Annotated in this window: 11 protein-coding genes; 4 read left to right on the top strand and 7 right to left on the bottom strand. The window is 66.6% G+C overall.

The features are described 5' to 3' along the window. Positions 1 to 18: 18 nt before the first annotated feature. On the bottom strand, positions 19 to 771 hold the full coding sequence (gene recO / locus AC1DNG_RS01790) for a DNA repair protein RecO (protein WP_028276717.1): 753 nt from the start codon (positions 769 to 771) through the stop codon (positions 19 to 21). 211 nt (positions 772 to 982) lie between these two features. Further along, on the bottom strand, positions 983 to 2722 hold the full coding sequence (leuA, locus tag AC1DNG_RS01785) for a 2-isopropylmalate synthase (protein WP_476886492.1): 1740 nt from the start codon (positions 2720 to 2722) through the stop codon (positions 983 to 985). A gap of 252 nt (positions 2723 to 2974) precedes the next feature. Between leuA and AC1DNG_RS01780 the strand changes: the two genes are divergently transcribed. The 4 genes from AC1DNG_RS01780 (at position 2975) to AC1DNG_RS01765 (ending at position 6850) form a co-directional block, all read left to right on the top strand. Then, positions 2975 to 4927: a M13 family metallopeptidase gene (locus tag AC1DNG_RS01780; protein WP_476886491.1), complete on the top strand. Its 1953-nt coding sequence runs from the start codon at positions 2975 to 2977 to the stop codon at positions 4925 to 4927. 88 nt (positions 4928 to 5015) lie between these two features. Next, entirely contained in the window at positions 5016 to 5342 is a 327-nt protein-coding gene (locus AC1DNG_RS01775; protein WP_028276714.1) for an ArsR/SmtB family transcription factor, read from the top strand. Then, positions 5342 to 6109, top strand: coding sequence for a cation diffusion facilitator family transporter (locus tag AC1DNG_RS01770; RefSeq protein ID WP_230008759.1), 768 nt, complete (start codon positions 5342 to 5344; stop codon positions 6107 to 6109). The genes AC1DNG_RS01775 and AC1DNG_RS01770 overlap by 1 nt, the downstream gene beginning before the upstream one ends. Before the next feature lie 159 nt (positions 6110 to 6268). Further along, positions 6269 to 6850, top strand: a complete 582-nt coding sequence (locus AC1DNG_RS01765) for a dihydrofolate reductase family protein (protein WP_476849341.1) — start codon at positions 6269 to 6271, stop codon at positions 6848 to 6850. A 126-nt stretch (positions 6851 to 6976) separates the two neighbouring features. On the opposite strand, the gene AC1DNG_RS01760 is transcribed toward AC1DNG_RS01765, so the two are convergent. The 5 genes from AC1DNG_RS01760 to AC1DNG_RS01740 all read right to left on the bottom strand — a co-directional run bounded on the left by AC1DNG_RS01760 (position 6977) and on the right by AC1DNG_RS01740 (position 12504). Continuing rightward, complete coding sequence (locus tag AC1DNG_RS01760; RefSeq protein ID WP_476886490.1) at positions 6977 to 8542, bottom strand: LCP family protein; 1566 nt, start codon at positions 8540 to 8542, stop codon at positions 6977 to 6979. A 132-nt stretch (positions 8543 to 8674) separates the two neighbouring features. Further along, complete coding sequence (gene era / locus AC1DNG_RS01755) at positions 8675 to 9634, bottom strand: GTPase Era (protein ID WP_476849263.1); 960 nt, start codon at positions 9632 to 9634, stop codon at positions 8675 to 8677. After that, complete coding sequence (locus AC1DNG_RS01750) at positions 9618 to 10949, bottom strand: hemolysin family protein (protein WP_223917363.1); 1332 nt, start codon at positions 10947 to 10949, stop codon at positions 9618 to 9620. The genes era and AC1DNG_RS01750 overlap by 17 nt, the downstream gene beginning before the upstream one ends. Continuing rightward, a complete protein-coding gene (ybeY, locus tag AC1DNG_RS01745; RefSeq protein ID WP_028276709.1) occupies positions 10946 to 11419 on the bottom strand; it encodes an rRNA maturation RNase YbeY in 474 nt (157 codons plus the stop codon). The genes AC1DNG_RS01750 and ybeY overlap by 4 nt, the downstream gene beginning before the upstream one ends. Continuing rightward, positions 11416 to 12504 (bottom strand): PhoH family protein, encoded by a 1089-nt coding sequence (locus AC1DNG_RS01740; RefSeq protein WP_028276708.1) that lies wholly within the window; start codon positions 12502 to 12504, stop codon positions 11416 to 11418. The genes ybeY and AC1DNG_RS01740 overlap by 4 nt, the downstream gene beginning before the upstream one ends. Positions 12505 to 12592: the final 88 nt, after the last annotated feature.

Genomic DNA, 12592 nt, shown 5'->3' with positions numbered 1-12592 from the left:
TTCTTCCCAATGCCACTTTTACGTTCGCTCCACATGTTTGAGGGATTTCAGGACTCGTTCCAGGTGCCACTGGAGGTAGCTGGCTACCAGGCCGGCCGCTTCCCGGCGGTGGACGGAGGCGGAGGCATCCGCCGTCGTCCAGTTTCCGGTGAGCAGGGCACCCATGAGGAGCACCGTCTCCGGGGCCGGCGCGGGCGATCCCGGCGGCCGGCACCCGTGGCAGACCATGCCGCCGAGAGGCGCGGAAAAGGCGGTGTGCGGCCCGGACGCACCGCACCGGGCGCAGTCGGTGAAGCTGGGCGCCCAGCCGCCGGTCGCGAGGGCGCGGAGCAGGTAGGAATCCAGGATGAGTTCGGGGGCGTGGTCGCCCCGGCTCAGGGACGCGAGGGCCCCCACCAGCAGGTTGTACTGGGCGGTGCCGGCTTCACCGTCGACGTCGGTGAGCTTCTCCGCCGTCTCGGTCATGGCGGCCGCCACCGTGTACCGGCCATAGTCCGCGGCGATGTTCCCGCCGTAAGCGCCCTTGGCCACGGCCTGCGTGACGACGTCCAGGGTCCGCCCGGAAATCAGCTGGAGATCGGCCACCATGAACGGTTCCAGCCTGGCGCCGAACCGGCTGCTGGTGCGCCGGACCCCCTTGGCCACCGCCCGCACCTGGCCGTGGTGCTTGGTCAGCAGGGTGATGATCCGGTCGGCCTCGCCCAGCTTATGGGTGCGCAGCACGACGGCGTCATCACGGTAGGCACGCGCAGCAAAGGATTGTTGGACCACAGTTAATCTTCGCACTGTCTTTACGGAATCACGGCATGGGCAGCGCCGCCGAGGCAGAACGGTAAAAGACTGAGATAAAAGACTGAGGCAAAATACTGCGCCGCCGGAGTGTTCCGGCGGCGCAGTCATGCATTGGTTCGACAGTGCCTGCCCATCCGCGGACGGATCAGGCGCGGACGGATCAGGCAGGGACGAATCAAGCAGCGACGGATCAGGCGCGGGCGTCCCGGATGGCGCGGTTCACGGCCGAGATGACGGCCTTGAGGGCTGACGTGCTCGTGTTGGCATCGATCCCCACGCCCCAGAGCACGCGCTCCCCCACGGCGCATTCGACATACGCGGCGGCCAGGGCACTGCCGCCCTCGGAGAGTGCGTGTTCGCTGTAGTCCAGGACCCGGACGTCCACGCCGTCCTCGCGCAGGATGCTCAGCAGGGCCGCGATGGGGCCGTTCCCGGTCCCGGTCCGGCGGACCTGGGTCCCGTCGATCTTCAGGGCGGCGGTCAGCGTCATGTCGCCGTCTTCGTCCGTCTCCGTGCTGATCGAACCGAGGGCGTAGCGGCCCCACTGCGTGTCGGCAGAGCCCGAGGGCAGGTATTCGTCCTGGAAGACCTGCCACAGCTGGGGTCCGCTGACTTCTCCGCCGACCGTGTCGGTCCGTTTCTGGATGACGCCGGAGAACTCGATCTGGGCGCGGCGCGGCAGGTCCAGGCTGCGCTCGTTCTTGAGCAGGTAGGCGACGCCGCCCTTGCCGGACTGCGAGTTGACCCGGATGACCGCCTCGTAGCTCCGGCCGAGGTCCTTCGGGTCCACCGGCAGGTACGGGACCTGCCAGGTGTAGTCGGCCACGTCCTTGCCCGCCGCGGCCGCGTCCTTTTCGAGGGCCTCCAGGCCCTTCTTGATCGCGTCCTGGTGCGAGCCGGAGAACGCCGTGAAGACGAGGTCTCCGCCGTACGGGGACCGCTCGGCCACCGGCAGCTGGTTGCAGTACTCCACCGTGCGGCGGATTTCGTCGATGTCGGAGAAGTCGATCATCGGGTCGATGCCCTGGACGAACATGTTCAGGCCCAGGGTCACCAGGTCCACGTTGCCGGTCCGCTCGCCGTTGCCGAAGAGGCAGCCCTCGATCCGGTCTGCCCCGGCCAGGTAGCCCAGCTCGGCGGCGGCGACGCCGGTGCCGCGGTCGTTATGCGGGTGCAGGGACAGGATGATGCCTTCGCGCGGGTGCAGATTCCGGCTCATCCACTCGATGGAGTCGGCGTAGACATTGGGGGTGGCCATTTCCACCGTGGCGGGCAGGTTGATGATGACCTGACGGTCCGCCGAGGCCTCGAAGACGTCGGCGATCGCGTTGCAGACCCGGATGGCGTACTCCAGCTCGGTGCCGGTGAAGGACTCGGGCGAGTATTCGTAGGTGATGTGCGTATCGGCGAGGGTTTCCTCGTACTTCTTGCACAGCCGAGCACCCTGCAGGGCGATGTCGAGGATGCCGTCCTCGTCCTGGTTGAAGACCACGCGGCGCTGCAGGACGGACGTGGAGTTGTAGAGGTGGACGATTGCCTGCTTCGCCCCGACCAGGGACTCATAGGTCCGCTCGATCAGGTGTTCGCGTGCCTGCGTCAGCACCTGGATCGTGACGTCGTCCGGGATGTGGTTGCCCTCGATCAGCTGCCGGACGAAGTCGAAGTCCGTCTGCGATGCCGAGGGGAACCCGACCTCGATCTCCTTGTAGCCCATCCGGACCAGCAGGTCGAACATCTTCAGCTTGCGGGCCGGGCTCATGGGATCGATGAGGGCCTGATTGCCGTCGCGCAGGTCCACGGCGCACCAGCGCGGGGCCTTGGTGATGACTTTGTCCGGCCAGGTGCGGTCCGGCAGTTCAACGGTGATCTGGTCCTGGAACGGGATGTAGCGGTGGACCGGCATTCCTGAGGGCTTCTGTGCGTTTCGCATTACAATCGGGGCCTTTTCTGTGATTCTTGGTGAAAGGGTGGCCGGGCAACACAAACTCCGCAGCGAGGGTGGGCCTTGCGCTAGATCGCGTCTGAGGCCTCGCCGCGGCAGCTAAGAAGGAGCAGTTCTGCGCGCACCTTTTCACAGTAACACGGGTGCGTAAGATGAAGGAGCCAGACCACCGTAACGTCCACCATGCAGACCGTGCGCCGGCAAACACTCCGGGCCGGACTGCCTCTCAAAGGAGCATCCGTGCCACTTTCGGGGATCGATCTGTCCACCATCGACGCCAGCGTCCGCCCGCAGGATGACCTGTACCAGCATGTGAATGGCGGCTGGCTCAACACTACGGTCATCCCGGACGACCGGCCGCTGGAGGGCACCTTCACCGCCTTGCGCGACGCGTCGGAGCTCGCGGTGAAGGAGATCATCGAGCAGGCCGCCGCACGCGGTGCGAAGGCGACCGGCATCGAGCGCAAGATCGGGGACCTGTACAACAGCTTCATGGACGAAGCGGCGGTCGAGGCCAAGGGCCTGGACCCGCTCCGGGCGCGGCTGGCGCAGGTGTTCGCGACGACGTCGGTGCCCGAACTCGTGGCGCTGGCCGGACGGCTGTTCCGCGCCGATGTGTCCGGGCTCTTTTATATTTACCCCGCCCCGGATGCCGGAAACCCGGACCGGGTCCTGCTCTACACGGGCCAGGGCGGCCTCGGCCTGCCGGATGAGTCTTATTACCGGGAAGCGAAGTTCGCCCCGATGGTCCAGGCCTACCGTGCACACGTGGGGGCCATGCTGGGCCTCGCGGAGGTTGCCGACCCTGAGGGGGCAGCCGGACGCGTGGTGGCGCTGGAAACTGCGCTGGCTTCGCACCACTGGGACAACGTGACATTGCGGAATCCGCAAAAAACGTACAACTTGAAGTCCGCCGCAGAAGCCGCGGAGCTGTTCCCTCTGCTGGCGGACTGGTTCGACGCGGCCGGCATCGAGCCGGAGAAGCGTGCCGAGCTGGTGGTGAGCACCCCCGACTTCTTCTCCGGCGCGGCCTCGCTGCTGGATTCCGAACCGCTGGCGACCTGGCAGGAATGGCTCGCCATGCGCGTGGTCAGCGCGGCCGCCCCGTACCTGTCTTCCGGGTTCGTGGACGCGAACTTCGCGTTCTATGGCACCACCCTGAGCGGTACGCCGCGGATCAAGGACCGCTGGAAGCGCGGCGTCGCGGTGGTCGAGGCGGCCCTGGGTGAGGCGGTCGGGCAGATCTACGTGGCCGGACACTTCCCGGAGGGGCACAAGGCGCGCATGCAGACCCTCGTGGCCAACTTGATCGAGGCGTACCGCGAGTCCATCACCGGGCTGACCTGGATGGGCGAGGCAACCAAGCTCGAGGCCCTGAAAAAGCTGGACTCCTTCCGCGCCAAGATCGGCTTCCCGGACAAGTGGATCGACTACTCCGCGGTGGAGATCGACCCCGCCGATCTGCTGGGGAATGTGGAGCGCGCGCACAGCGCCGACGTCGACCGCCACCTCGACGAGGTCGGCAAGCCCGTGGACCGCGAGAAGTGGCTGATGACGCCTCAGACGGTCAACGCCTACTACCATCCGCTCCTGAACGAGATCGTGTTCCCTGCGGCCATGCTGCAGCCCCCGTTCTTCACTGCCGACGCCGATGACGCCGTCAACTACGGCGGCATCGGTGCCGTGATCGGCCATGAAATCGGCCACGGCTTCGATGACCAGGGCTCGCAGTACGACGGCAGCGGCCTGCTGCGCAACTGGTGGACGGAGGATGACCGCACCGCGTTCGAGGCGCTGGCCGCCCGGCTCGTGGCGCAGTTCGATGCCCTTTCCCCCACGGCAGCCCCCGGCCACACGGTCAACGGCAAGCTGACCTTGGGCGAGAACATCGGCGACCTGGGCGGGCTCACCATCGGCTACAAGGCCTACCTGATCAGCCTCGACGGGCAGGAACCGCCGGTGCTCGATGGCCTGACCGGGGTGCAGCGTTTCTTCGCGTCCTGGGCCGCGGGGTGGCGGCAGGTCATCCGGACCGAAGAGGCCATCCGCCGGCTGGCGACGGATCCGCACTCCCCAAATGAGTTCCGCACGAACGCCATCGCCAAGAACCTCGACGCCTTCCATGCGGCATTCGGCGTCACGGACCAGGACGGCATGTGGATGGCACCGCAGGAGCGCGTCAGCATCTGGTGACCCGGGGCCCGGTCACTGGCACCGACCCAGCCGGGAGGGCTTTGCTTACACGCTTGCGTGAATACATCGACAGCTGTACTTTCGGTTGATGGAGACTCTTACGCATGCCCCGGTGCTGGCACGGTTCGGTTATGCCGTGTCAGACCCGACACGGGCAGAAATCCTGCTTGCCCTCACGGCTGCGCCGTCCTATCCCTCGGAGCTGGCGGATTCCCTCGGGGTATCCCGGCAGAGCATGTCGAACCACCTGACGTGCCTGCGGGGATGCGGGCTGGTCGTTGCCGTTCCGGAGGGGCGAAGGACCCGCTATGAGCTCGCCGATCAGCGCCTCGGCCATGCCCTGAAAGATCTTCTGGGCGTCGTGCTGGCGGTGGACCCGGCCTGCTGCGCACCCGACGGGACGTGCACGCTGTGATGGCTTCCCTCCAACTGTCGCCGGGCCCGGCCCGCCGCGCCGTCCTCAGCCGCCGGATCCGCTTGTTCGCGGCGGCCACCATCAGCTATAACCTCATCGAGGCCGTTGTGGCTTTGTGGGCCGGGGGTACGGCGGACTCGTCGGCGCTCCTCGGCTTTGGCCTGGATTCCATCATTGAGGTCGCGTCGGCGCTGGCCCTGTCGTGGCAGTTTTCCACCAAGGACCCTGAACGGCGTGAACACCTCACCTTGCGGATTATCGCTGTCTCATTCTTCGCACTGGCGGCCTTTGTCTCCGCCGAGGCAATCAGGTCACTTCTCGGCGCCGGCGAGGCACAGCACTCGACCCCGGGCATCGTGATTGCCGCACTGAGCCTGGTGATCATGCCGGTCCTGTCCTGGCTCCAGCGCCGGGCCGGCCGGGAGCTCGGATCACGCACGGCGGTGGCTGACTCCAAGCAGACCCTGCTCTGCACGTATTTGTCGGCAGTCCTGCTCGCGGGTTTGGTGCTGAACAGCACCCTTGGCTGGTGGTGGGCCGACGCCGGCGCTGCGCTGGTCATCGCCGCGATCGCCCTCCGGGAGGGCATCAACGCCTGGCGCGGCGACATCTGCTGCACGGTCCCCCACACGGCGGCAGACACCCTTCCGACGGCCACGGAGCCGGCCTGCTGTGACGGATGCGGTGCCGATTCAGCACCTCCAAAGGCGCTCTTCCTACCTGAGGTGGGGGTGGGACAGTCCGCCGCCGATGAGCAGCATGCGTAGTCGGTAGTGCTTCCGGTTGCGGAAGCCGCGGTGTCAGCAGCACTCATCTGGCACAGCGGTTCAAGGAGCTCGTCGCCGCTGCCGGCCGCTTGATTTCTTACTGGAGCGACAGCTCGCGGCACGCTAATGTGGGGGCACCCCAAAGCAGAGGAGTGCCCCGTGGGCAAGGTGGTCATGTACAGCTCGGTGTCGGTGGACGGCTTCATCGCGGACGAGAATGACCAGCCCGGACCGCTGTTCGACTGGTTGTCCAACGGTGACGTCCCGTTGGACGAGAGCGGCGAGGTGAAGGTGTCCCAGGCCTCCTACGACTACACCCGGCCGTACTGGGACCAGATCGGGGCGACCCTCGTCGGCCGCCACGTCTTCGACCTGACGGACGGCTGGGACGGGAAACCCCCGAGCGGGATCGATCACGTGGTCGTCGTGACGCACCGGCCGCAGCCCGAGGGCTGGGACCCCGAGGCGCCGTTTCACTTCGTCGACGGCGTCGAGGCAGCCATGGCCAAGGCGCAAGAGCTTGCGGGTGACCGCATCGTCGAGGTCGCCGCTGGTGATGTCGGTGGCCAGATGCTTGCCGCGGGCCTGGTCGACGAGGTGCGCATGGACGTCGTACCCGTCGTGTTCGGGTCCGGCAAGCGCTACTTCGGGTCGGTCCACGCACAGCACCTGCTGGAGGATCCCGACGTGGTGATTCAGGGCAACCGGGTGCTTCACCTGCGCTATCGGGTGCGCCGTTGAGGTCCTCGCCGTGTGCCACGACCCAGCAGGACGTGGAAGGGCCTCCAAAGGCCGCCGTCCAACATCCATGACAAAAGAAGGCCCCCGTTCAGGAAAATCTGAACGGGGGCCTTCCTGGCTGCCGGGTCAGCGGGTGATCAGTGCCGGGTTGGCCTGCTGGCAAACGGTGTCGCCGGCTGTCTGGTTGACGATGTCCTTGGGCAGCTGCGGGGCAGCGGCGGCGGCGGTCGGCGTCCCGTTCGCGAAGTCACTGCCCAGGTAGACCTGGACACCGGCAACTCCGGCGGCCGGGAGCACCCGGTCCGGCGCCACACCGAGCAGGGCCGCGACGTCCCCGGCCACGTCAGCGTAATCCGCACCGTAGTAGACCGCCGTCGCAGCGACGGGCGGAGCAGTCAACTGGCCCACATGGGTGAAGCCGGCGCCCTTGATGGCCTGCATGATCTCCTGGGTCCGGGCCGGAACACCCGAGCCGTTGGCCACAGTGACGGGCTGCAGGGTCTTGTCATAGGCCGGGGCGGTGGGGCTGGGCGTCGGCGTGGCGCTGGCGCTCGGGGAAGCGCTCGGCTTCGCGGTCGGATCCGTCAGGTCCACGTCGTTGCGCATGGCGGCGAACAGCTGGGATGCCGCGGGCTCGGCCAGCTGCAGCCGGTTGATGTCCGTTTCGGCCGGGACTGTCGGCGTGGCCACGAAGGCTACCTTGCCGACGTCGATGTTCTTGAGCCGGTTGCCCACGGTCAGCAGCGTCGGCACCGAGGCCAGGCCGTCGTCGATGGTCAGGTTTTTGGTGATCGCGTCCGCGATGCCGAGCATCCGGGCCGGGTTGGTGAGGGTGCCGTCGTCCTTGATTTTCCGGGTCAGCGCGGACAGAAAGCCCTGCTGGGCCTTGATCCGGCCGAGGTCGCCGCCGTCGCCGAAGGCGTGCCGGGTGCGCACGAACGACAATGCCTGCTCGCCCTGGACAGTGGAGGTGCCCTTGGGCAGGCGCAGCTTCGAGTCGGGGTCATACACGGCGTCGCTGACACACACTGACACGCCGCCCACGGCGTTGGAGAGTTCCTTGACGGCGTTGAAGTCGGCCATCATGAAGTGGTCGATCTCCAGGCCAGTGAGCTTGTTGACGGTGTCCACGGCGCAGCCGATGCCGGCCTCGGACATCGCCGAGTTAATCATGACGCCGGTCTGGGCCGGGTACTCCTTATTGGTTTTCGGATCCTTGCACTTGGGGATGTCGACCAGCAGGTCGCGGGGGAAGCTGACGACGTTGACCCGCTTGTTGTCCGCGGAGATGTCCATCAGCATCATCACGTCCGAGTGCCCATATCCGGTCGCGTCATCGCTGGTGCCGTACTGCGAGTTCTTCCCGTCGCGCGTGTCCGAGCCGAGGATCAGGATCTGCATCCGGTCCGTCGAATCGTTCACGGCACCCTCGGTCTTGATGCTGCCGGCGCTCAGTGGGGCCTTGGTGAGGTTGCCCTGGAGCCGGATGGTCCAGTAGGCGCCAAAAGCGATCACGCCGACCAAGAGCACGGCCACCACCCCCGTGAAGACTTTCAGCCAGGTGGGGGTCCGGCGGGCGGAGCCGAGGTGGCGGGCCGGACCAACGGCGGGATCGGCCGTGTGCCGGGCAGCGGCTGTTGACCGGGCCGGCGGGGCGGATCCGTCGGCACGGTTGTCACGGGGTCGAACCACTTGTTGAGCCTTCCTAAACGAACGGGGAGTCAGCCCATTTTAGAGTCCGAATCTGAGAAAACGCCGATGGCCCTCTCTTGGGAGCGGCGGGAAGGGCCAACGGTCAAAATAGCGGCCCAAGAACAGCGCGTCTCAGAAGCCCAGTTTGACGAGCTGCTTCGGGTCGCGCTGCCAGTCCTTGGCGACCTTGACGTGCAGGTCAAGGTAGATCCGGGCACCGAGCAGCGCCTCGATCGCCTTGCGCGCGTTGGTGCCGACCTCGCGGAGCCGGGCGCCGCCCTTGCCGATGATGATGGCCTTCTGGGAGGGCCGCTCGACGTACAGGTTGACGCGGACGTCCAGGAACGGGCGGTCCTCGGGCCGGCCTTCCCGCGGAACGATTTCATCGACGACGACGGCCAGGGAGTGCGGCAATTCGTCGCGGACGCCTTCGAGGGCTGCTTCCCGGATGAGTTCGGCGATCATCACCGCTTCCGGCTCGTCCGTCAGGTGACCGTCCGGATACAGCGGCGGCGACGCCGGCATGTGACCGATCAGGACGTCGGCAAGGGTGTCGACCTGGAAACCGTCCGTGGCGGAGACCGGGACGATGTCCTTCCAGCCGTCCTCGCCAAGGACCTCGCGGCCCAGGGAGGCGACGGCGAGCAACTGCTCGGTGAGGGCCTGCCGGTCGACGGTGTCGGCCTTGGTCACGATCGCGATGATGGGCTTGTTGGGGATGGCGGCGAGCTGGGCGGCAATGAACTTGTCCCCCGGGCCGATTTTCTCGTTGGCCGGCAGGCAGAAGCCGATCGCGTCGACCTCGGCGAGGGTATCGGCGACCAGTTCGTTCAGCCGCTTCCCCAGCAGCGTGCGCGGGCGGTGCAGGCCCGGGGTGTCAACGAGGATCAACTGGGCGTCGTCCCGGTGCACGATGCCACGGATTGTGTGGCGCGTGGTCTGGGGCTTGGCCGAGGTGATCGCGACTTTTTGGCCGACCAGGGCGTTGGTGAGGGTGGACTTGCCCGCATTGGGCCGTCCGACCAGCACCGAGAAACCGGCGCGGTAGCCGCCGTAGGCTGCGTCGCCGTCGGACTTATTCTGCTTGCTCACGTGAGACTCCCTGTTGGATTGGTGCGGCCTCGTCGAGAAGGTCTTCAAGGTCAGTTTGTTCTTTTGCTACGGCGGCCGCAATGATGTGGCTGACGCGGTTCCGCCGGCCCTCCAGCCTGTCGGCGCGGAGGGACAGTCCGTGGACCTGGACGGTGCTGCCGACAATCGGCACCCGCCCGAGGGCCTTGGCCAGCAGGCCGCCCACGGTGTCTACTTCGTCGTCGTCGAGCTCGAGGTCGAAGAGTTCGCCGAGGTCATCGATGCTCATGCGGGCGCTGACCCGGTAGCTTCCGTCCCCCAGTGCCACGGCCTCGGCGCTCTCGGTGTCGTATTCGTCCACGATTTCGCCGACGATCTCCTCGATGAGGTCCTCGAGCGTGACCAGCCCCGCCGTTCCGCCGTATTCGTCGATGACGATCGCAACGTGCGTGGATTCCTTCTGGAGTTCGCGGAGCAGGTCGCTGACGAGCTTCGAGTCCGGCACGTAGCGGACCTCGCGGGCCACCTCGTCCACCACCGGCGGTTCCTCGTGCGGGCCGAGGTTGTGGAGCGAGGCGGCAACGTCCTTCAGGTACACAATGCCCAGGATCTGGTCCGTGTTTTCGCCGATGACCGGAATCCGCGAGTACCCGGAGCGCAGGAACAGCGACATCGCCCGGTGCAGGCTGGATCCGGAGTCGATCGTGAGGATGTCGGTCCTAGGCACCATAACGGAGCGGACCAGGGTGTCCCCGAAGTCGAAGACCGACTGGATCAGCTCGGCCTCGTTGTCCTCGATCACGTCGGACTCGGTGGCCCGGTCCACGAGTTCGCGGAATTCTTCCTCGCTGAAGAACGCCTCGCTGTCGGCCGGCGCGCCGGGCGCTACGACGCTGCCGAGCCGCACCAGCCAGCCCGGAATCGGGCCGAGCACGGCGTAGAGGGACCGGACGAGCGGGGCGCTGAACCGGACCAGGGCGGCGGAGTGGACCCGGCCGAGCTGCCGAGGGGACACCCCCACGATCACGAAGCCGAGCAGCGCCATGATGCCGGTGGCCGCCAGCCCGGCCAGCCAGACGTTGTCCAGCATGCTGTAAAGGAGCACGGTCACGGCGACGGCGGCGGCCATCTCGAACCAGACCCGCCAGAACCGCAGGGCGCGCATGTGCCCCACGGGCTGGGCCAGGATGCGTTTGAGCGAGGTGCCTCTGCTGTTCAGGACCGCCTGCTCGGCGTCGTGCCGGGGCAGGAAGTTGAACGCGGACTCGGCAGCGGTCAGCACTGCGGCAAAGCTAAGGAACACCAGCGCCATGCCGGCAAGGATCAGTGGGGTCACTGAACCGTCTCGGACGGGGCCGCTTTGCCGGTGAAGGCGGTCAGGAGTTCGCGCTGCAGCCCGAACATCTCTTCCTTCTCTTCCGGCTCGGCGTGGTCATAACCCAGCAGGTGAAGGATGCCGTGCGTGGTCAGCAGCAGCATCTCGTCCTGGGTGGAGTGGCCGGCGTTGCGGGCCTGGACCTCGGCTACCTGGGGGCAGATGGCGATGTCGCCGAGCATGCCCTGCGGCGTCGGCTTGTCCGGCGTGCCCGGGGTCAGCTCGTCCATGGGGACGGAGAGGACGTCGGTGGAGCCTGGCTCGTCCATCAGTTCGAGGTGCAGCTTTTCCATGGCCGGTTCGTCCACGAGCAGGATGGACAGCTCCGCCTGCGGGTGGATGTAAAGGCTTTCGAAGATGAAACGCGACAGCGCCACGAGCCCGGCCTCGTCCACGACGACGCCGGATTCGTTGTTGACCTCAATGCTCATGCGTGTTCTCCCCGCGTTTCCCGGGCAACGGAGTGCTTGACCCGGTTCCTTTGGACTTCGTCCCAGATGCTGTAGGCGTTGACGATATCCCCCACCAGGCGGTGCCGGACGACGTCGGAGGCATCCAGGATCGAGAAGTTGACGTCCTCGATCCCCTGCAGGATCTCCTCGACAATCCTGAGCCCCGAGCGGGTGCCGAAGGGCAGGTCCACCTGGGTGATGTCGCCGGTGACCACCATCTTGGAGCCGAAGCCCAGACGGGTCAGGAACATCTTCATCTGTTCGGGCGTGGTGTTCTGCGCCTCATCGAGGATGATGAAGGCATCGTTAAGCGTGCGGCCCCGCATGTAGGCCAGCGGGGCGACCTCGATGGTGCCGGCGGCCATGAGACGGGGAATGGATTCGGGGTCCATCATGTCGTGCAGGGCGTCGTACAGGGGCCGCAGATAGGGGTCGATCTTGTCACTCAGGGTGCCCGGCAGGAAGCCGAGCCGCTCCCCCGCCTCGACGGCGGGACGGGTCAGGATGATGCGGCTGACTTCCTTCTGCTGCAGGGCCTGGACGGCCTTGGCCATTGCCAGGTAGGTCTTGCCGGTACCGGCCGGACCGATCCCGAAGATCACGGTGTTGGCGTCGATCGCGTCCACATAGTTCTTCTGGTTCAGCGTCTTGGGCCGGATGGTCTTCCCGCGGGTGGAGAGGATGTTGGTGGTCAGCACTTCCACGGGGTTCTGCAGCGACTGGCTGCGCAGCAGGGAGACGAGCTGCTGCAGCACGGCCGGGGTGATGACGGTGCCTCGGGCCACCAGCCCGCGCACCTCGTTGAGCAGCCGCATGATGCGCGGCACGTCGGCGGCAGGACCGCTGATCGCGAGCTCGTTGCCCCGGACGTGGAAATCGACGGCGGGGAACTGGTTTTCGATGAACCTTAAGGCTTCGTCATGGCTGCCCAGCGACTGGACCATCTGCTCTGAGTCGTCGAACAAGACCACCTCCGTCCGCAGCCCTGGTAGGGAGTGGGGAAATTCCCCTGCGGTGCGTTCTCGGGCGCTGAACCGGGCCTTGCCGTTCGCTGCTTCAGTCATGGTGTTGGCCCGCGGGCCTCTGGTCCCCTCCAGTATGAATATGGTCTGTCGCCGTGATCCGTGCCGACGGCGGTTCGCACCGCCCGCG

Source organism: Arthrobacter sp. 01T425, from assembly GCF_056398725.1.
Note: the sequence above shows the minus strand (reverse complement) of the source record. Positions and strands in the feature narration are given on the sequence as shown.